Source organism: Candidatus Paracaedibacter symbiosus, from assembly GCF_000757605.1.
GTDB lineage: Bacteria > Pseudomonadota > Alphaproteobacteria > Paracaedibacterales > Paracaedibacteraceae > Paracaedibacter_A > Paracaedibacter_A symbiosus.
In genome coordinates this window covers 1,268,447-1,289,172 of the sequence record NZ_JQAK01000001.1, presented here as the reverse complement: position 1 = coordinate 1,289,172, position 20,726 = coordinate 1,268,447, and the positions used below count along the sequence as shown (strand labels likewise).

Sequence of the window (20,726 nt, the reverse complement as noted above, 5' to 3'; positions counted from 1 at the left end):
AAATACATGGTAGCGTAATAACTTCGTATAGCATACATTATACGAAGTTATACGATTTGGCTTTATCTCAACTTAGTAATAATCCAGTCATGCAATACTTAGGGCGAAAGCTTCCAGCAAGCGTTATGCTTATCTTATGTCTCTATATGCTTCAAGAAAATATAGGACAAGGAGAGACAAGCTTTTTTGCATCTTTTATTGCTTCTATTTTAACTGCCACTCTCCACCTCAAGTTTAGACATGCTTTGCTAAGCATCAGTGGTGGTGTTTTAACGTACGGAATCTTAAAAACAATTTTATAAAAGGTGCGTATAATGTTGGTTCATCAAAAGAAAATAAATCTAAGAAGCTGGGTAAGTTGGTTTCTTGCTGTTTTATTCTATTTTTACGAGTTTATGATACAAGTTTCTCCTGGGGTTATGGCGAATGATTTAATGAAGACATTCAATATATCTGGGTTATCATTGGGGAATTTATCAGCATACTACTTTTATTCATATGCTTTAATGCAACTTGTAACTGGATTAATTTTAGATCGTTTAGGGCCCAGAAAGTTAATAGCAACTTCCAGCATTGTTTGTGCTATTGGATGCTTTTTGTTTAGTAAATCTGCAACCATCCAACACGCCGAAATTTGCCGTATTATTATTGGGATGGGATCAGCATGTGCAGTTGTAAGTGCCTTTAAGATTGCAGCCCAATGGTTTGAAAAGAAAATGTTTGGGATTATGGCAGGAATGACAGTCACTGTTGGAATGATGGGGGCTATATGTGGAGAGGTGCCACTGGCATGGCTTGTTGACACTATTGGCTGGCGTCAAATGATGGAGCTATTTGCTGTAGTAGGAATTATTATCTCTATAATAGTCTATGTTACAGTCCGTGATGCACCTATCCCCCACAATATTATAAAAAATAAAGCACCGTTCTTTCATAGTTTAAAAGAAGTATTATCATGCAAACAAACTTGGTTTACTTCTATTTACGGTGGGTTAATGTTTGCTCCAACCACAGCTTTAGGATCTTTATGGGGAGTATCATGGATGTGCGCCTACTACGGATTTGATCGTACACAAGCTACACAAATTATCTCTTTCTTATTTCTTGGTTGGGTTGTTGGAAGTCCTTTATCTGGCATGCTTACTAACTATTTTGGTAAATGTAAAACTACTATGCACTATGGAAGCATATTAACTTTAGTTGTTATATTGATGCTCATATTTATTCAAACATGGGCACCTCTATCGTTAGCAATTTTATGGTTTTTCCTTGGTTTTGCATCAAGTGGGTTCTTACCCTTTATGAGTATTATTAAAAACCTGCATGCTGATTATAATGCAGGCACAGCAATGAGCTTTGGGAATGCTATGAATATGGCTGGAGGGGCTTTTTTACAGCCATTTATAGGTTTTATTCTTGATTGTTTGTGGGATGGGACTGTAGTTGATGGCGTTAGAATTTATACAGCAAGTAACTTTACTTATGCATTGCTTATTTTGCCATTTCTAACTTTAACTTCTCTCTATATTCTTTCTCGAATTAAAGAGAATTACATGTACTCTCATACTGCGGAAGATAAAATGAATCCTACAAACGATGTTGTTTATACATAGAATATGTAAATAAACCTTTTAATGCAAATTACAAACATTTTAATAATGGAGAAAAAAATGTTAAATATAGTAAAAAAATTATAGTATTAAATTTAATTTGGATGGGCTACAGTTTATTTTTTACTCCAGCGGAGTCAGCTGATATGGAAGAAGATATATTCCTACCACAAAACCGCTCCTATGTTATCGTGAATGATAAATTAGAATTCAGCCAACAAGTCAGTCATATTAACAAAGTAGCAAGAGATATTGGATTCAGAGTCGGCAGCCATAATCTTGCTCAGTTACCTTACATTGATAAGGATGGTAACTCATATAAATATATTTCTGCTTTTCCTTGTATCATTATGAAATCAAAACCTAGTTCTTTAGAAGCATTTAGCAATACTAAAGTAGAAGGAGTAGATATTATTTCTCTAGCTCTAGATGAGGAAAAAAATAAAACTCCTACTGTTGCAGCTGCTTTTGGCCCATTTGAAAATTTGAGAGCTAGTACAAAGAAATTTTCCGTTTATAGACCTACAAATTTGGCACCTAGCCATTTTGATGAATTTTTAGAAAATACTGCCGATGAAGCTATTGGATGTATAGCTGTTGTCGATAAAGAACTTGAAGCTGGCAAACAGCTTAATGCTCTAGCTCATATGGCCATTGGGATTGGTTCTGTTTATCAAGAGGTGGATGAATTAGCTACTAGTTTTAGTCCAACATTTGATGTTGTTGCCACGGCTACAAACCAGCAAATTTGTGAAGCACATCGATACTTAAGTACCTATGATACCCCCGATCTACGGGTAGCCAGCTTTCTAGATACAATGCATTTAGGCCCCAGCTATAAGGAGCAAATTGCAGCTACAGCAGCAAGGAAAACAGCAGATCTAAAAATTACTGGCCTTTACGCGGTGGGTCCAGCTCACATATGTCGAGTGATAATAAATTTTTTAAAATAATGTTTTTGTAAAAACCAGGTCATTGAAAGATACCTTGCGCCTTTAAAGGGGGATGATATTGCGAGGGTAATCCCCCCCCCTAAAAAAAGATACTGCGATGCGCGTCAAGGCTGATTTTAAAATATTTTAGATTCTAAACAGCCCGAAAGGCAGTTTGTTTTTTCAATACTCCAAAGATGATACGCAGAAGTTTTCTCATCAGTGCTCCAATAATAACCTTTCCTTTTTTTCCTTTTTTCTGGAGATTTTGCGTAAAAGATTTCATCGGCGAAGACTTCTTCATCAAGTTCATTGCTGGAAAGAATAAAAGTTTGCGTAGAGCTTTATTTCCCATCTTAGACAAGCTATACTGCCCCCAGTTTGGAAAAAGGTTGAAATAAAGGAGACTTTTTGTTGATTTAAACAAAAGGAAGACGAAAATGCAGCGACGACAATGGACAAGTGAAAAGAAAGCACCAGATCAACGACTTTCTTTCTCTGCCGCCAAGGCCATTTGGCTGGAGGCGGCTCTACAGCTTCTTTCTGTCTAAATTTGACAGTTCCCATACTCAATCTACCCTCTATTAGTTAAGTTGACGGTGCCCCATCTCAGGTTAAATTGAGCCGCAACAAGTCCCTGGTCAGCGGCTTTGCGGTACCACTTTACGGCTTCCGTATAGTCCTTCGTAACGCCTTGGCCATTTTTATAACAAATTCCCAGGCTAAATTGAGCCCCAGCATGTCCCTGGTCGGCGGCTTTGCGGTACCACTTCACCGCTTCCGTATAGTCCTTCGTAACGCCTTGGCCATTTTTATAACAAATTCCCAGGCTAAATTGAGCCCCACTATGCCCCTGGTCAGCGGCTTTACGATACCATTCAACGGCTTGTTTCTCGTCTTTTGTAACACTCCAGCCATTTTTATAACGAACTCCCAGGTTATGTTGAGCATTAGCATTTCCCTGGTCAGCGGCCAGACGATACCACTTCACGGCTTCCGCATCGTCTTTTGTAACACCCCGGCCATTCGCATACATCCGTCCAAGCTCGAATTGCGCAGCTGCATCTCCTTGTTCAGCAACTTTGATTAAATCTCTCAATGCATCTTGGTTGCCTTTTTGTGCTAAATCATTCCAAAGCTTAATTTTATCTGGGAGATTATCTTCAATCTGCTCCTCTTCTAAATACCCTGTACTATACAATAAAGCTTTAGCCCCTTGAGGAGTAAAGGTAGTGATCTCCTCATCATAAAACTCTGCAAGGCTGATGCTCGATTTTCGCTCTTCAAAAGCATGCGCAAGGTGCGTATATGATAACCGCGTGCCCCGATTAATAGACTCAACATACAATTAACTTTAACAAAGGAAATAATGATGAATAAAGAAGAACTTATTGGAATGCTCTCGTTGACATTCCTACCTCAAAACTCTCATTAACAGAATGCACCCCTCCGACCTACAAGGACACCCATACAAAAAATTGGGGATCGTCAAGGGACCATTCCAAAGCGGTAGTTGATATTGTCTTCTGGAGCTAGTACACCATCGACAATCCTAAAATTTCTCAATTAACGGGGCTTATCACTTCAGCTTTCGCTTACGGCCTATCGCATCCCTTTCTACGCTTAGTCCATGTCATTACTACCATACACCCAAGATTCGGTACGTGATGTGTTGGGTCGACACTTTCACGGTGGCTCTTGCAGCCACTAGCAAACAAGCGCCTCGTGGCGCACACTAGCAATGAGTTGGTTAGGAAATTTTTCTCATTTTATCTGCTCACCCTTTTTAGAGTGAAAATCACTTAATTAATCTATAAAGCAGTTGTGCCAAAAACTGCTAGGGTAGTTTAGAAGCCAATTGATAAAGATGGGTACATTTGTTAATTAATTAAACCAGCAAAGACTTTTGTTCTTGAGAATGAAAAAAGGGCTTACTGTAAACAGGCTAATTAAAACAAAAAATGATAAAAATATAATAATAGCTATTAAGCTGTATGCCTTTTAGATGGGGGATACTACAAAAAATAATAACTACTAATTATTAGGATGAAATAATGACTTACCTCCATACTACGCTTGCTGTCCTTTTATTCTTTTCCGGGTTACCTGGATGGGCTTCAGATACTGAAGAATCAAATCAGACTCAATATATTGCACTGTATCGGGGCATCCATTTCTTTAAAGGTATTTTTGAGCCAACAGATATAACCAGAGCTATAGAAAGCTCTAAGGATGAGCAGAATAGTCATTCCCTATTTTCTTCTACAGCAGGGGCTCTTATAGGTGCTAATTATCTAACAAGCCTTGAGGAACAAGGCCCTTTATTAAGAAGTGGGCAATTAGTTCATACTACACTTAAAAAGTTTAAGGAGCAGCATCCTGATCACTATTATACCTTTCATGAAAGGTACACTAATAATCATTTTAGATTTCATACCCTACTCGGTGATGATAAGTACCGCTATGAAAAAGGTGCCTCTAACAACATTACCCAACGAGAGATAGAGGCATTTGAAGCCTACAAAGAAATTTTTTTCAAAGAAGCAGAAGATCCGGAGTATAAGCTTGGCAGCTTAAATAAGGAAGGTATCCTTAGAAACTGTTTTGTGTCTTTCTCTCAGGGGCCACAGCATGCCCTTAGATACGCTGTGGGCCTTAAATACATGGTAGGAGGAGAATATCTCAGGCCTGATTATGACGATGAAGGAATCCCTCAAAATAAGTGTCTTGGCAAGGTCTATATTGCTTTATTAAAAAAGCAAGATTTTTACGCGCTGAACCCTACTTCTGTTCTTGATCTGCACGCCCAAGGGAAAGTTAAGATAGAAACAAACCAAAAAGATATTTTAGCAGAAGAAGAAGTGTCCTTCTTAGGATACCTTGACCAAGCGTATGTCTCCTACGCCCTGGCAGTTAAGGTACCATCCTTTAATAAAGGATATAAAGCTAAGTATAAAAGTAAATATGGGCTGAGCAAGGATAAGTTTGGACATTTCAAAACTCTTAAAAAGGGGATAAACCTTCAATCACACCGTGAAGAGTTACTAGAGAACCATATTATCCCAGCCTATTCTAATAGATTAAATTGTGAGCTAGCACAGATTCTTAAAAGAAAAGGAGAAAGCTCAGTATTAACCTTTGTAGGTTACGGTAAGCAGCTAGGGGAAGTGCTTCCCAGTGCTGTTTCCCATATTCTTCATCAGCTGCATACCTTTAAAGCTGCTGACATATGCCCTGGTAAGGGTATGTGCATAGGAAATCAGAAAAAGATGCGAGACGACAGCATGATTCGTAGGTTCTCATTGATTATAGAGCATGTCTCTCAAGCTCAGGCTATTATGTTCTCTATACGCAATTATAATCTTAATGGGTTAGGAGATATACTAAAACCCCTTCTAACTAGTAATACCCTTGAAGTGCTTTCTCTAAAGAAGTTAGGTCTTGGCCCTCAAGATGCCGCCCAGATTGCAGAAGGGTTAAAGTCAAATACCTCACTGGCTGAGCTTACTTTAAACTCAAATCCAATTAAAGATGAGGGAAGCAAAGCCATTGCAAAAGCATTAGAAGATAACAAGTCCCTTAAAAAACTGCAAATATTGGGCACCCAGACCACGGCAGAAGGCCTTAATAGCTTTGGTGCTTTGCTTAAGTATGACAAAGGTAAACAAAAGAATACATCATTAACAGAACTACTTTTTACGAGAGTCAAAACTATTCCGACTAAGACTGTAGAAAAAATTGAAAATGGTTTAAGAAGAAATAGGTTAAAGAATTATAGCACCGCTGCAGCAAGGAATGGGGCGGCAAAGGGTAAAAATACAGAGGCTCAACATAACTTAATAATGAGGTATTTAAAAGACAACGGGATTACTCTAGATGATATTCAAACTGCCTATGACTCCCACCATGCCCCTGAAGTGGAGGATGCAACGGAACAGTTCTACCTTGGTGTAAAATATTTTATGGGCATTAATGCTCCTGAAAATTACATCCAAGCCGCGCACTGGTTTAAGAAAGCCGCTAAGCAAGGCGTTGCAAATGCCCAGTATTGCCTTGCAATGATGTATGTGGAGGCCAAGGGTGTTCCTAAAAATGATACTCTAGCTGTACGCTGGCTTGAAAAAGCCGCTAAGCAAAAGGTTGCAGAGGCTCAATATAACCTTGGCTTGAGGTATGTAGAGGGAAAAGGTGTTGCTAAGGATGAGCGCCAAGCGGTGTTCTGGTACGAGGAAGCAGCTAAGCAAGGACATAAAGTGGCTCAATGTAACCTTGGATATATGTATCAAAAGGGTTGTGGCATTGAGAAAGATGTAAATCGAGCTATGTACTGGTACATCGAGGCTGCTCGGCGAGATCAAGGTTTTGTAGGGGCCCAATATAATCTTGGGGTAATGTACGAAAAAGGGTGTGACGGTATTGAGAAAAACGGTACCCTGGCTAAGCTCTGGTACGAGAAAGCAGCTGAGCAAGGACATAAAGTGGCTCAATACAACCTTGGCGTAATGTATACGAGTGGCCGGGGTGTACCAAAAGATGACACTCTAGCCGCGTTCTGGTACAAGAAAGCGGCTGGAAAAGGACATAAAGTGGCTCAATATAATCTTGGGGTGATGTATAAAAATGGTTGTGGCGTTGAGAAAGATGACACTCTGGCTGTGAACTGGTTTAAGAAAGCCGCTGAGCAAGGACATGCAGATGCCCAATTTTATCTTGGGATGATTTATGAAAATGGTTGTGACGGTATTGCCAAAGATGACGTCCTAGCCGCGTTATGGTACGAGAGAGCAGCTAAGCAAGGACATGCAGATGCTCAATGTAAACTTGGATATATGTATGTAGAGGGATTAAATTTCTCCAAAGCTATCTACTGGCTCCGGGAGGCGGCTGAACAAGGCGTTGAAGAAGCTGCTTGTATCCTTCCTGCCCTCGATTACTTGACTACTGGTTGCTAGTTTCTTGGATTTCAAAGAAGCAAGGGTGTGGTAATTTTAGTCAATCTTTCATGGCTGCATAAATTTTGCGTGTCTGTCTCTCTTTTGAGGTGCAAATTTGATAAATTTGGGGAAATTTGGACAAAAACAAGCGATCCAGTAATCTTAATATTCTGGATAAATTGAATAAAGCCCAAGGATTTAGCGACAGTAATACCGCAGATTAATCATCGTGTAGGCTAAGAGCTTCATCCCGAAATGATGAAAGCTAATCCTTTCAAAACGAATCAATAGGCGCTTGAACTTGTCTTCCCAGGCAAAAACTCGTTCGACAGTTTTGAACCGTTCTTCAAAGATTTCTTCGTTGTAGAGCCTTTTGCGTCCGCGCTTGATTTTCTTTCGGTTCCTTGTATTTTCTTTGATGTTGGGAATCATTCCAGAGTTGAAGATCTTTTTTCGGTTAGCTTTGCTATCATATCCAGAATCAAAGCTGGCGATAGTACCTTTCAGCGACATCCCGATCTTTTTCACAAAGGATTTCAAGTCTTGCAAGGCCTTTGGCATTAGTGTCATTTCACTGGCATTGCCAGGCGCTGTTGTGAAAGGACTAAGAACATTACACAATCTGTCAACAAAGCACACAACTTTCTCACCAGTCATTTTCTTATGACCATTGCTACCAATCTTGTCGCCTCCTTTTTTCGCAGCTGTTGTTGTTCCATCTCCGTGGATAATGCTGATATCTAAACGTCCCTCTTCAAAAAGGAGTTGGACTGAATGACCAAAGATCTTTTCAAAAACGCCAGAATTCAGCCACTTTTTAAAAATTCTAAACACGCGACTGGGGGAGATTTCCGACTTACCAGTCTCGTCTTTATCAATTGGCAACTCTTTCCATTGGCACCCGGTGTAAACTAACTTGAGAATATAGTTAAAAATCTTCAATCTGGGGACCTTACCTTCTGGACCTCTTTTGCGTTTTGGAAGAGCATTGCAGATAAATTCATCAAACTCATTTTGCGTCAATTGCACAGGAATCCTAGGTTTTTTGGACGAACGCCGATCAATCTTCATTTTATTACTCTGGAATTACAAAGGAATTACAAAAAACTACAGAGCTTTTAATACATTGATTATACTTACCTTTTCAACTTTTTCCTCTTCTAAAAAACTAGCAACCAGTAGTCAAGCAAAATCTCTCATCATGGATATTCCCCAGTGAACAAACATCCCCGGTTGCTTCTCAGCAATTTTAATGAGGAGTTTTGATGCTGCTGTTTTACGTCCTTTCAATTGTTTAGGGGTAGTTTGCGGGAAAGTGCAGGAATTAGGGTTTAAGTTGTTTTCACCATTTATAAAACCCTGTGAGGATGATGTGCTCCCATCCGAGAGGTGAGAGATGTGCCAGCTGTTCTGGTAGTGTGATTATTCCCTGCTGTTTCATATCATGAATAATGCTGCCTAGGTGTTTGGTATTCCAGTAGATAATTATTGCTGCTAACAAGTTTAGATACATCATACGCAGATGCTGGTTTTCTGATGTATGATCAGAGATTTCACCTCTGCGATTGAAGTTCAGAGCACGTTTCAACGCATGATGTGCTTCTCCTTTATTGAGGCCCATTTGTGCGCGGCGTTGCATATCACTGGAGCTAATCCAGGTAAGGATAAAAATGGTGCGTTCAATGCGACCATTGACATCAGAGCATCGAAGCTGCAAGCGCTTTCCGTGAGAACTGGAATAATGCTGCCGCTAAAGCTGCTTTTAATATTTCGCTTCCCAATCCCACGATGGATTCTACTTTTACTTCTATCCTGGGGCAAGAAGCCATTCGTTTAGTCAACCTGCTACCCAATTATCATGGTCAGATAAAAGAATTCATCCACAAACAAGCGTCCCAGATTGACTCAAATCAACCATCATTCATAAAAGGTGTTACTTCATTAGCTGGTGTTAAAGGGGAAGAAACCGATCCAAAAAGTGAAAATATTATTGCAGCTGCTAAAACACTTCTTATCAAAGAAATGATCAAGGATCCACTTAAAGATTCTTCTTTTTCCGCTTCACCCTTTGTTGAAAAAATAAGCATTGAAGCTAAGCAAGAGCAACAACGCCTCCAATTTATTGAACAGCGATCTATTCAACAACAGCAGCTACAAAATCAGAGAACTCTTTAGAAATAGTGAGATTTCAAGGAGGGATATTACTTTTAATAAACCTGATGAAAGACTTTTTATCTATTATTGATTTCTTGATCAGGGAATAAATCCTTAGGGGCTGTGTGAGAAGTCATGAAAGTGAAACTCTCACGCAGTCTTTAAGGTCGAGTGCTTCATGTTCAAAGTTTTATTCAGATTTTCCAGCTTTTCAAAATGATGAATTCCCCATAAAAAACCCGTAGTCACAGGAATCATAACAACCCAGATTCCCCAATGTCCCAGAGATCCAGTCAAGTAGACTAACCCAAAAGAGGTGACAATATACATCATAGCCCGCGTTAATGCATAAAGAAAACTCGTGAGAGTAAAACGTTTGAGGGTGGGAAAATGTTTAATAAAAATCGCAAAAGAGGGTGTTTCTCCTAAAGTAAAATTTAGCAAAAGAACCTGAATGGCAAAGATTGATAAAGGAGTATTGGCAACCGAGATAAGGAACGGCAGTACCAGTGCTGAGACAAATCCGATTCTCCCCTTTAACTTTGTAATTTTTATGGGATGCATTTTAGTAGCTAAACAAGTCCACGAAATACTTGAGACACATAAAGTAATCGATAATAGGAAGTTATGAAAAATCATATCTTCCGATGTATAATGACAAAGCTCTTTCAACGTGGGGTTAAAATACATATAACTGATATAAAAAGTTAATGGCCATCCACAAAAAACAAAGAAATAGGCAGCAGACGTTCTCCACTTCCCCCATGTATCTTCTAAGTTTTTATCCCAGGTGTTTTCTTGTTGCTTTTTTATTTTTCTTATTTTCATTTTAATAAATTCGGGGGTTTCTCTGAGTCTTATCCGCGCAACAGAACCGATAACAGCAATGGCAGCCCCCATCCAAAACGCAAGGCGCCAATTAAACTGAAAATGGGTAACCAAAGAAGCAATACCTAAAGCAGCCATAGATCCAAAAGCTGAGGCAATACTGACAAAGGAGACAGCAATGTATTGAGCAGGAGGTTTTGTAATCTCTGTGACATAGATCTGCGCTCCCATAATTTCTCCCATTGAAGATAACCCTTGAATGATACGGCATAAAGTTACAGTCCAAGTTGCCGTGATACCAATTTGCGCATAGATGGGAAGGTTGGCCATAACCATGCAAGAAACAGACATAAACAGGGTAGTGATAATAACAGTAGTCTTTCTGCCAATATTATCTCCAATCCACCCAAAAATCAGAGCCCCAAATGGTCTTAAAACAAAGGTTGAGCAAAAAGCAAAAGCTGAAAGGAGAGCTGTAGTATGGGGATCTGTTTTTGGAAAGAAAAGCTCGTTAAGGAGAACAGCCATATGCACATAAAGCATAAGATCAAAGTATTCGAGAAAAGTTCCTACTTGCAGTAAGCCAATTGCTTCTTTTTGAGAACGATTCAGGGAAGAAAAGGCGCTCAACTCTTACACCGTACATTCAGATTAGCTATTTAGCTTATACATAAATTAAGCTATAGCGTTTGAGGTGAATAACTCATTTTATTTCATGAAGCGTCTCATATAAAATTAATTTTAACTCAAAACTTGAATTATCGGCCAACCATCGATAGTTGGTTATCTCTAAAACAAGAAACTGGGAGTTTAAAAAGGCCAGATTTGAAGCCTCGAACATGGAGAAAACTTAATCCCGAGGCTCTTTTGGCTTATGTTGAAGCCCGCCCGGATAGAATGCTTGAAGATTACGCGATGCATTTTCAAATAAGCCCTTCTGGAATTTGGCGTGCTTTAAAGCGCCTAAAATAACACGAAAAAAAAGACAACATTCTACAAAGAACGGGCTGATGCTAAGCGTTCAACATTTTTGGAGCAGATAGCCTCCTTCAGTAAAGAAAACTTGGTTTATGTTGATGAAAGCGGTATCGATTCTTATGTATACCAATCTTTCGGGTATGCTCCAAGAGGCACTAAAGTTTTTGGCGAAATCTCAGGAAAACGGTATGCTCGTGAGAGTTTTGTTGCTGCCAAATGTGGTTCAGAAATCTTGGCTCCCTTTTGTTTTCAAGGTACTTGCCATACAGATCTTTTTAACTTTTGGCTCGAAACCTGTTTGATCCCGGTTTTGAAACCAGGGCAAATTGTTATCCTAGAGAATGCTACCTTCCATAAATCTGAAAAAACAAAGACTCTCATTGAAAATGCTAGCTGCATATTACTCTTTTTGCCGCCTTATTCACCAGATCTTAACCCTATCGAAACTTTCTGGGCCAATCTCAAAGCTAAGATCAGAGGTTTCCTCAAAACTTTCTTATCTCTTGCAGACACTATCAATTCCGCTTTTTCTGTGTAAATATATTAACTCAATTAACTATAGTTTCTACAAAATAACTCTGTGTCCATAATTTACCGCCCCAAAAATATCGTTTTTTAATTTCTGGATGAAGTCTAAAAAATTGTTTTGCTGAAATACTTTTAATGATTTGCATAATATCAGAGGGGGAAACATTAGGTTCTAACCTCACAACCATGTGAATATGGCCAATTGGAACTTCAATTTCAACAATTTCAATATTATAATCATAACCAATTTTCTCAATAATATTTTTTAGAGTACTACGATATGGTTCCTCAAATACTTTACGTCGGTATTTTGGGACCCAAACAAAATGATACATAATTCGAAAAACATGATGGTTATTTCTTTGCAACTTCATAGAGGGACAATGTCTTAATGTGGGCTTTGCCCACTTTTAGACGCTATCCATCACGGGGGCAAGCCCCCGAGATTTACGCTGTGCGGTTAAAGTTTTAAGTAATGCAAGGGCAACCTTTAGCGGCAGTTCGCTTTAGAGTTTTTTTTTATCTCCACCAGTAATAATAGTGCCTTGATCATCCATTACAATAGTATTAGGACAAATTATATCAAGATGATACTGAGTTCGAGGAGTAAGTCCTAAGCCCCAATGTATGCAGCCATTACGATGACCGTAAACTTCATTTGGTGTTCTATTCGCTTGCAAAGCTTCCATATTTGTATTTGCTCCAAAGCCAATTTCCCATAAAAGATTGTACCGGGAATCTACTTCAAATAAACTTTGTAAAATATCATAAGCTTCTTGAGCTTCTTTGTCACAATGAACTGCTTTTGGGTTTAAGCGGCCCTCTTGAATCTCAAAAATTATTTTTCCTTTCATTAGCGAAGAAAGTTTATTGTAGATCCGTTCTCTGTCTTGTTCGAGGAAAGAGGGGTTTCCAGAGTTTACAATAGAATACCCTGAAAAAGTGATTTCGCCAGTAATATTTATGTTTTTAACAGCGCCAGGAGGGTTATGAAAAAGTGAGAAGACACTTATCTCACCAGAAGGAACAAATTGCTGCCCTCCCCATGGGATCATGCCTAACTGCTCAAACCATTCGTACTCATCGGACATATGATAAAATGTCGCTTCTGTTTTTGTTTCAGTATCAACAAACTTTAGATGCTTGCTCTTCTCTGCAACTGCAAAAAAATTATTAGACCATTCCTTTTGAGCATCCAAATCTGTGCGTTCCATCACTTCTAAATAATATCTTATGCTTTCTAGATCTATCTCGCTGGAACTACACGGCAAAGTCATTAACTTGTAATCCTCTCCCATTTCCTCATCACGAGGAAATTCAGTCATACAATAAGGAGAAATAATAAGAATATGAATAGGCCTTGGCAAAGATAGAACAATTTGCTTAAAGTCTTTTGCAGTATCAAAGAGACTTAATTCTGCACTTTCGTAATCACCTTTATTTATGGTGAAAGAATCTTTGAGTTGGCTATTTGTAAGAAGCCTAAAATGACAGCCTTTATTTTCGCCAAACTGTTTGTACAAATGAGGATTTATTTGAATTTGTTGCATGGTTTTTTCTTTTAAACATATAACCAGTTTAGAACATGATAAATTCGTGGTGAAGTATTGCTTCACCACGAACAACTTAAACCTTAGTAACCTAAGGTTTTACCGTAAAGACGGCTATTTGTTTGACGAATCATAAGATCCTCCTTTTTCTTTTTTTATGGTTTAATTATGGTAGTAATTTCTACTACCAATTAATCACCATACTGTAAGGTTTTAGCGTAAAGGCGGCTATTTGTTTGACGAATCATAAGATCCTCCTTTTTCTTTTTTTATAGTTTGACTATGGTAGTAATTTCTGCTACCATAAATAGTTATACCGATCGAAAAAAATTGCGTCAACTACAGATTGATTAATTAAACAAAAAAAGTATAAGAAAATAAAAGAATTAATAAATTTTACCAAAATTTTACAAGTTTGGCTCTTTTCCTCTTACAAGAATACCAGCAAGTACGCTTAGTAAGCTTAGAGCCCCTAAAACTGTTCCTAATATTAATGGAGAAGTAGGTAATACACTTGCTAAAGAACTTCCAAGGAGACCCGAGCCAATTTGTACCATGCCTATAATAGCAGAAGATGTTCCGGCCATGAGAGGAAAAGCATTCAAAGCAGCAGCTGATGCATTTGCAAGAGCTAAAGCAGAAGCACTATAAAACAAAAAATTATAGAAAATTATTAAATACGGATTTTCTTGAAAGGCGAGACAAAAATATACATAAATACAACTTAAAAAAAGCATGATAGAGTTCCAATTAAAATGCCATGATGAAAATGTAAACGACTTGACATATGGCGGGCAAAGCCAAAGCCTATTAGATTACCTAAAGCACCTGAAATTCCTACATACCCATATTCTTGAGGAGACCATGCGAAAAATGAAATGAACAAGGAGGGAGAAAGCGTAACATAACAAAATATAGCACTCATTTGCATTCCAATGATAAAGCATAATACTCGACAATAAGAATTTTGAAAAAAGGATGAATAATTTTTAAAAAAAGCAAATTTTTGCGCTTGCCTTTTGCTGGTCTCTAATGTTTCTGGGAGCCGCAACCAAATCAACAATGCAATTGCAACTCCAAAAAGCATGAGAAAGTAAAACTTTTTTTGCCAGCCAAAATAACATTCTATAACTCCCCCTAAAGTGGGAGCGATACCTGGAGAAAGGGAAACAATCATCATAATGGTAGCAGAAAAATAGGTGAGGTAAGGACCTTCGTAAAGATCTCGCCCAACAGACCTTGCAATCAAAGATCCTGCACTGCAAGCAAACCCTTGAAAAAATAATCCTATTTGGAGAGCCAAGAGAGTTTGAGAGTGAGCACATAAAAAACTAGCAAAGATGAAAAGTAAAATTCCTCCTTTTGCAACTATAAGGCGTCCCATCCTATCTGAAACAGGCCCTAGAAAGAAGTTCCCAATAGAAGCTCCCAAAAAAAACATTGAAAGAGTTAACCGAACAGATTCTTCAGGAACATTCAACACTTTCCCAATTGTAGGTAAGGAAGGAAGATAAAAATGAATCGAAAAAATACTTAAAGCTGATAGAAAGCATAAAACAGGAATAAGTGACCAGGGGGAATAATACGTAGCCATGAATTTAAGCTCTAAATATGGATGAAAGTTGAGATATTGAATTTCTCCACTAATATATAGTGACTTAGCCATTTATTTTATTATATTGTAGATATCATTAAAATTGGTAAAAAAACTATTAAAAATGGTAGAGTGCTACAAAAAGTTATAGGGTAAGTTAAGAAAGAAACTGTTTATCATAGACAAAAATAAACTACTTAGTAAGCTAATCCTTACTATGAAAACCTAAAAAATTTTGAATCTATAAATATTTAAATTAATCATCATAAAATTATGTATCCTAAAGTACAAAACCAGCTAAGAATATTGAAAGAAAAAGATAAAGGCATAAAAAAGCACATTTATATTATTGGTGCTGGAATAGCTGGGTTAATAGCAGGATATGAATTAAAAAAATTAGGACACAAGGTTACTCTGCTCGAGGCTAGTCATCGGGTAGGTGGGCGCATATTTACATATAGGTTTGGTAATGCAAAAGATGCACCTTATGGTGAATTAGGAGCAATGCGTTTTCCTTTGTCCCATGAGTATACTCTTCACTATATCCATGAATTTCAATTGAATGAAAAAATGAAGCCTTTTATTGATGTGCTCGAGAATGAAAATAGCTTTTTAAGCATAAAGCAAAATGCTTTGACAATTAAAGATTTTTTAGACCCTAACTTTATAAACAATCAAAGAATCCATATTTTAAAAGGAATTATAAGTACTTTTGTACCAGAAGAAATAGCTAAATTGATTAACGCTATTGATACACAGGATATTGATCTTTTACAGAAAAAAGATTACCCTGTTTTTATAAAAGTAATGGAAGAATTTGCACAAACACTAGGGCGCAAGAATCCATCAATTAATTCAATCCTAAAGACTCTTATCAAAACACTTAGCAACAAATTTTTTTATATAGAAAGAGGGATGGACCAATTACCTTTAAAGATAGCAGACCAATTAAGCTCCCATATTTTATATAATACTGAAGTATGCCAAATCAGTAATTTAAATAATAAAGCAGAAATAACTATCCTTCAGGGAGATAAGTATGAAACCCTGAGTTGTGACTATCTTATCTGCACCCTACCCTTTTCATCTATGCGCAATATGAGTTTAAAAAACTTTAGCTCAAAAAAACTAGAAGCAATTCATCAATTAAAATATATAAATGCTTGTAAGATTTTACTGCTTTGTAAGCGTAGATTTTGGGAGAGCAATTATAATATACGAGGGGGAGTATCTATCACTGATGGGATTGTAAGGAAAATATATTATCCTTCAACGCCTGATGGACCAGGAGTACTCCTAAACTATACAGCGGGTAACAACGCAAGCCACTTGTCTAACTTAACCCATGACAAAAGAATTGCGCTGGCACAGAAAACTCTTGGTTTGTTCCACAAAGAAATATATGAAAGCGGTATGATACTTGATAGCACTAGTATTGCCTGGGATAAATATAAATGGTCCAAAGGCGGGTTTAGTTTTATGTGGTCCGATTATGACTCTGTTTTTGGTAAAGCTAAAGGGCCTCAAGCAACAGAAATAAATCCAAAATCTAATTTTCTTTTTCAATTATATAAGAGTACTATTCAGCCCGAGGGTCGAATTTTTTTCGCCGGTGAACATTGCTCAACTTTTCAAGGATGGATCCAGGGTGCTATTATATCCGCATTAGAATGCGCGCAAGCTATTGTATCTCATTAAGAAAGTTATTTTAACAGATATCTGTGAACTTACTTGATTACGCATTAACGAAGATTCTAAAGTGGCCCCCTTTAGAGAGACCATCTAAAACTTGGGGCTGCGACACGAGGTCTTTGTCGAGAGTTGTCCTCCGTTGAATAAAGGAGAGGACCACCTGTACCACCAGGTGAACCTAAGGACATGAATAAAGTCGCACACAATCTCCTGGCGGATCTTGTTTTATATGTAAGAAACAGAATCAGCCCTGCTATTGTGTGGATGTCGGAGCTACTTTGAGAGTTATGACCGTCCGCTCAATGGCGTCTTGTACCCGTAATAAAGTCTGGTCTTGGGGCTTGTGGTTTTTATATTGATGGATCGTAAGATACCTCGTTTAGGAGATTATACATTTCAAACCACCCCAACTATAGCAGCTCCGGCAATGGCCTAAGCCCCATATAACCGGAGGTTTTACAATGAGCAAGAAAAAAAGCGCTAGTGCAAAAGGGTTGGAAATGATTAATCTTGATGCGGCAGGTATAGATATTGGCTCAAAAATACATTACGTTTGCGTCCCAGAAGATAGAGATAGTGTACGCATAAGATCATTTGGCAGCTTTACTGAAGACATAAATATGATGGCAACATGGTTAAAGAAATGTGGAATTAAATCTGTAGCTATGGAATCTACAGGTGTTTACTGGATTCCAGTATACCAAATACTTGAACGCGCAGGATTTGAAGTTAATCTTATTAATGCTCAACATGTAAAAGGTGCACCTGGACGCAAAAAAACTGATGTCGAAGATTGTGGTTGGTTGCAAAAATTACATAGTTATGGATTGTTGAGAGCTTCATTTCGGCCTGATGATCAGATTTGTGTTCTTCGTAGCTATATACGTCATCGAGCACGTTTAATTGAAAGCGCGTCAAGCCATGTTTTGCGTATGCAAAAAGCTTTAACGGAGATGAACATACAGCTCCATAACGTAATCAGCAATATTACTGGCGCTACTGGTACAGCTATTATTAATGCGATTCTTACAGGTGAACGTGACCCGATTAAATTAGCCAAATTACGAAATAATGGGATCAAAAGCAGCGAAGACGTTATTGCCAAATCATTGAATGGTGATTATCGGCAAGAGCATCTCTTTGTATTGAAGCAAGAGTTTGAATCATACAATTTTTATCAAAAACAGATAGAAGACCTTGATAAAGTAATTGAGGTTTATTATCAGGAACTTGACAAAAAAGAAAATAAAGAACCATTAAAAAAGAAGAAGCGTAGGTTATCATCTTCAAATATTCCTAAATTTAATCTTAGGGAAAGCTTATATGCGCTTATAGGTGTAGATTTTACGGCTATTCCTGGTCTGAACGAGCTTACAGTGCAAGCTATTACAGCAGAAATTGGCACAAACATGAGCAAATGGCCCACAGAAAAGCATTTCACGTCATGGTTGGGTTTAAGTCCTGCAAATAAAATTAGCGGTGCAAAAATATTGGGGAGTAAAACCAGAAAGGTAAAAAATAGTGCATCTAAGGCATTTAGATTGGCAGCCTGCTCTGCAGGGAAAACTCAAACGGCAATTGGGGCATTCATGAGGCGAGTAAAAAGCAAAGCAGGAGCACCGAAGGCAATTACGGCAACTGCCAGAAAAATAGCATGTTTATTTTATAGATTGCTTAAATACGGCCAAGATTATGTTGAGCAGGGTATAGAATGCTACGAAAAGAAATATAAAGCAAATTTAGTGGGGAAATTGGAAAAACTGGCAAAACACCTCGGATATGATTTGATAGAAAAGATAGAAAAACAAGGATTTAATATAGGTGTTTCTTAGGAGGAGGAGGAGAGCTATCCTGACAATGTAGCGAAGCATACTAATGCAAGATAGGAATCGTGAGAGGAATATCCTCCTGAGAGCCGAACTCGGGATAGCGCTAGGTAACTGGTATGGTGAATGTAATGTGAATTCACGTAAGGATCGTAATTTGGAACAGGTGCAACGGCTGATACACCTGACCTAAAATAGGGAAAGAGATAAGAATGAGAGCGCCCCTAATCTCCATTCGTGGTTAATACATCTCTCGGTCTACAGTGAGCACCTAACCCAGTATGCTTTTGACAAAAGGGAACGTGGCAACCTTGTATAGCTCCCAGGCAACGCTCTGGGGAGGCAAGTCGTGAGACGAGCTGGCAACTATGCAAGAAAGGGAGATGAAAAAAAGCGAAGGCTACGCTGTAATGGCGCAGATATTGGTTTAAAAGTTACCAAGCACGAAAGTGAGCTGACGTCTCATTGGTCTTTAATCGCGAGAGAATTGGCAGAACCGATAGAATGAAGAAAAGCAAATGACGGTAATGGAAGCCCCAAAAGCTGGTGCATCTTCAGCATATGATAAAGACTGGAATACCATTGATTGGCAACCAGTTATTGCTCATGTACATCGGCTACAAATGCGTATCGCGAAAGCTTATCGGGAAGGAAAGAAAGGCAAAGTACACTCTTTGCAAAGACTTCTTACCCATTCGTATTACGCTAAGTTATTAGCTGTAAAACGAATTGTCCAAAATCGAGGAGCAAAAACGCCAGGTATCGATGGAGTTGTCTGGAAAACATCCAGACAAAAGATACAAGCAGCAAGATCGCTCAAACGCAAAGGGTATAAAACCCAACCGCTAAGGCGTATCTATATTCCTAAGAAAACAAAAGGCACGTTTCGCCCATTATCAATTCCAACGATGGAATGTCGAGCCCAACAGGCACTTCACCTGCTTTCACTCGAACCCATCGCAGAAATGATAGCAGACAAAAATGCTTACGGTTTCAGACCTCTACGATCAACCGCAGATGCGATTGCCCGGTGTTTTGATGCACTGGCTCGAAAGGATGCTGCTGAGTACATCTTAGAGGGGGACATAAAAAGCTGCTTCGATAGTATATCAGGAACATGGTTACAAGATAATGTACCCATGGATAAACGAATGCTCAAGAAGTGGCTTGCTGCTGGCTACATAGAAAAAGGGCGATTTTACTCTATGGAAAACGGTACGCCTCAGGGTGGGACAATTTCGCCAGCACTTTTAGTCATTGCGTTAAGTGGCCTAGAAACAGTAGTTAAGGCTGTCGCTAGAAGACAAGATAAAGTTAACATATGTATCTACTGTGACGACTTTATCATTACAGGCGCAACAAGGGAAGTGCTAGAAATAAAGGTCAGACCAGCTGTAGAAGCCTTCTTGCAAGAAAGGGGTTTATCTCTTTCACAAGAGAAGACGAAGATCACTCATATCAATGAAGGAATTGATTTTCTAGGAATGAATATACGTAAGTATAAAGGTAAGTGCATCATTAAACCTGCCAAAAGCAATGTTAAACGATTTCTTACTGAAATTCGAGAAATCATAGAGAGCCGCGCAACAGCAAAGACGGAAGAGATTGTCCAACGTCTGAATTCAAAGATTAGAGGCTGGGGAAATTACTATCGTCATGTTTGTTCAAAGCAAACCTTCAGCTATGTAGACGCTCATATCTTCTTCACTCTATGGAGATGGTCCAAAAGACGACATCCGAATAAAGGCAGAAGATGGATTAGAGACAAATATTTTCTACGATACCAACAGAGAAACTGGGTGTTTTCCGTGAAAACTAAAGATAAGAATGGAAATCAAACTTACCTAAGGTTGATGGAAGCAAGCAAGATTCCTATACAGCGGCATATCAAAATAAGAGCTGAAGCCACTCCCTATGATCCAAATTACCAAGAGTATCTTGGCAATCGATTAATAAAGCGTAAAGGTGGTCAGCCTAAACGCACAAAATGGAGTTTGTTATGGGAAAACTTGTTAAAGCTACAGGACAGAAAAGCTGGATCATCAAGAAATGGTCTTATAAAGGCTTGAGCCTCGTGGACAGAAATGCCCACACGGGGTT

16 protein-coding genes and 3 pseudogenes are annotated in these 20,726 nt (G+C 38.4%); 10 read left to right on the top strand and 9 right to left on the bottom strand.

Annotation, left to right across the window (positions count from 1 at the left end; all coding sequences use genetic code 11):
• From IG80_RS0105910 to IG80_RS0105900, 3 genes are all read left to right on the top strand, one after another.
• A partial coding sequence (locus tag IG80_RS0105910) for an AzlD domain-containing protein (RefSeq protein WP_232224337.1) occupies positions 1-302 on the top strand: 302 nt, incomplete at its 5' end.
• A gap of 12 nt (positions 303-314) precedes the next feature.
• Positions 315-1,613, top strand: coding sequence for an MFS transporter (locus IG80_RS0105905; protein ID WP_052046118.1), 1,299 nt, complete (start codon positions 315-317; stop codon positions 1,611-1,613).
• Between the two features lie 101 nt (positions 1,614-1,714).
• Entirely contained in the window at positions 1,715-2,563 is an 849-nt protein-coding gene (locus tag IG80_RS0105900; RefSeq protein WP_032112937.1) for a DUF2000 family protein, read from the top strand.
• A gap of 133 nt (positions 2,564-2,696) precedes the next feature.
• Here IG80_RS0105900 and IG80_RS15030 read toward each other — a convergent pair whose 3' ends face one another.
• Together IG80_RS15030 and IG80_RS15630 are read right to left on the bottom strand one after the other, a co-directional pair.
• A complete protein-coding gene (locus IG80_RS15030) occupies positions 2,697-2,897 on the bottom strand; it encodes a hypothetical protein (protein WP_156962059.1) in 201 nt (66 codons plus the stop codon).
• A gap of 219 nt (positions 2,898-3,116) precedes the next feature.
• Positions 3,117-3,890, bottom strand: coding sequence for a tetratricopeptide repeat protein (locus IG80_RS15630; RefSeq protein WP_052046116.1), 774 nt, complete (start codon positions 3,888-3,890; stop codon positions 3,117-3,119).
• 706 nt (positions 3,891-4,596) lie between these two features.
• Between IG80_RS15630 and IG80_RS13190 the strand changes: the two genes are divergently transcribed.
• The gene (locus IG80_RS13190) at positions 4,597-7,494 is read left to right on the top strand and encodes an SEL1-like repeat protein (RefSeq protein ID WP_052046114.1); all 2,898 of its coding nucleotides are present in this window, start codon (positions 4,597-4,599) and stop codon (positions 7,492-7,494) included.
• Between the two features lie 180 nt (positions 7,495-7,674).
• On the opposite strand, the gene IG80_RS13920 is transcribed toward IG80_RS13190, so the two are convergent.
• Positions 7,675-8,547 (bottom strand): transposase, encoded by an 873-nt coding sequence (locus tag IG80_RS13920; protein WP_156962058.1) that lies wholly within the window; start codon positions 8,545-8,547, stop codon positions 7,675-7,677.
• 271 nt (positions 8,548-8,818) lie between these two features.
• Positions 8,819-9,166: pseudogene (locus IG80_RS0105875) on the bottom strand (Tn3 family transposase); the annotation flags it as partial.
• Positions 9,167-9,264: 98 nt separating this feature from the next.
• Between IG80_RS0105875 and IG80_RS0105870 the strand changes: the two are divergent.
• Positions 9,265-9,651, top strand: a complete 387-nt coding sequence (locus IG80_RS0105870) for a hypothetical protein (RefSeq protein WP_032112935.1) — start codon at positions 9,265-9,267, stop codon at positions 9,649-9,651.
• Positions 9,652-9,780: 129 nt separating this feature from the next.
• Here IG80_RS0105870 and IG80_RS0105865 read toward each other — a convergent pair whose 3' ends face one another.
• Positions 9,781-11,088 carry an MFS transporter gene (locus tag IG80_RS0105865; RefSeq protein ID WP_032112934.1) on the bottom strand — a complete coding sequence of 436 codons (1,308 nt, stop codon included), beginning with the start codon at positions 11,086-11,088 and terminating at the stop codon, positions 9,781-9,783.
• Between the two features lie 123 nt (positions 11,089-11,211).
• Here IG80_RS0105865 and IG80_RS16765 point away from each other — a divergent pair, with 123 nt between their 5' ends.
• Both IG80_RS16765 and IG80_RS0105855 read left to right on the top strand, forming a co-directional pair.
• On the top strand, positions 11,212-11,430 hold the full coding sequence (locus IG80_RS16765; protein WP_032112933.1) for an IS630 transposase-related protein: 219 nt from the start codon (positions 11,212-11,214) through the stop codon (positions 11,428-11,430).
• Positions 11,431-11,446: 16 nt separating this feature from the next.
• A pseudogene (locus IG80_RS0105855) lies at positions 11,447-11,974 on the top strand (IS630 family transposase); the annotation flags it as partial.
• Between the two features lie 13 nt (positions 11,975-11,987).
• On the opposite strand, the pseudogene tnpA reads toward IG80_RS0105855, so the two are convergent.
• From tnpA to IG80_RS0105835, 4 genes and pseudogenes are all read right to left on the bottom strand, one after another.
• Positions 11,988-12,338 (bottom strand): annotated as a pseudogene (tnpA, locus tag IG80_RS0105850) (IS200/IS605 family transposase); the annotation flags it as partial.
• 132 nt (positions 12,339-12,470) lie between these two features.
• The gene (locus IG80_RS0105845) at positions 12,471-13,514 is read right to left on the bottom strand and encodes a CgnE/CgnB domain-containing protein (RefSeq protein ID WP_052046111.1); all 1,044 of its coding nucleotides are present in this window, start codon (positions 13,512-13,514) and stop codon (positions 12,471-12,473) included.
• 407 nt (positions 13,515-13,921) lie between these two features.
• Complete coding sequence (locus tag IG80_RS0105840) at positions 13,922-14,251, bottom strand: hypothetical protein (RefSeq protein ID WP_032112931.1); 330 nt, start codon at positions 14,249-14,251, stop codon at positions 13,922-13,924.
• Complete coding sequence (locus tag IG80_RS0105835) at positions 14,239-15,180, bottom strand: MFS transporter (protein WP_084756180.1); 942 nt, start codon at positions 15,178-15,180, stop codon at positions 14,239-14,241. Before IG80_RS0105835 ends, IG80_RS0105840 begins: the two co-directional genes overlap by 13 nt.
• Positions 15,181-15,381: 201 nt before the next feature.
• Here IG80_RS0105835 and IG80_RS0105830 point away from each other — a divergent pair, with 201 nt between their 5' ends.
• The 3 genes from IG80_RS0105830 to ltrA all read left to right on the top strand — a co-directional run bounded on the left by IG80_RS0105830 (position 15,382) and on the right by ltrA (position 20,695).
• The gene (locus IG80_RS0105830) at positions 15,382-16,806 is read left to right on the top strand and encodes a flavin monoamine oxidase family protein (protein ID WP_084756178.1); all 1,425 of its coding nucleotides are present in this window, start codon (positions 15,382-15,384) and stop codon (positions 16,804-16,806) included.
• 455 nt (positions 16,807-17,261) lie between these two features.
• Positions 17,262-18,632 (top strand): IS110 family RNA-guided transposase, encoded by a 1,371-nt coding sequence (locus IG80_RS0105825; RefSeq protein WP_032112572.1) that lies wholly within the window; start codon positions 17,262-17,264, stop codon positions 18,630-18,632.
• Positions 18,633-19,153: 521 nt separating this feature from the next.
• The gene (gene ltrA, locus IG80_RS0105820) at positions 19,154-20,695 is read left to right on the top strand and encodes a group II intron reverse transcriptase/maturase (RefSeq protein ID WP_084756274.1); all 1,542 of its coding nucleotides are present in this window, start codon (positions 19,154-19,156) and stop codon (positions 20,693-20,695) included.
• The last annotated feature ends 31 nt before the right edge of the window (positions 20,696-20,726 follow it).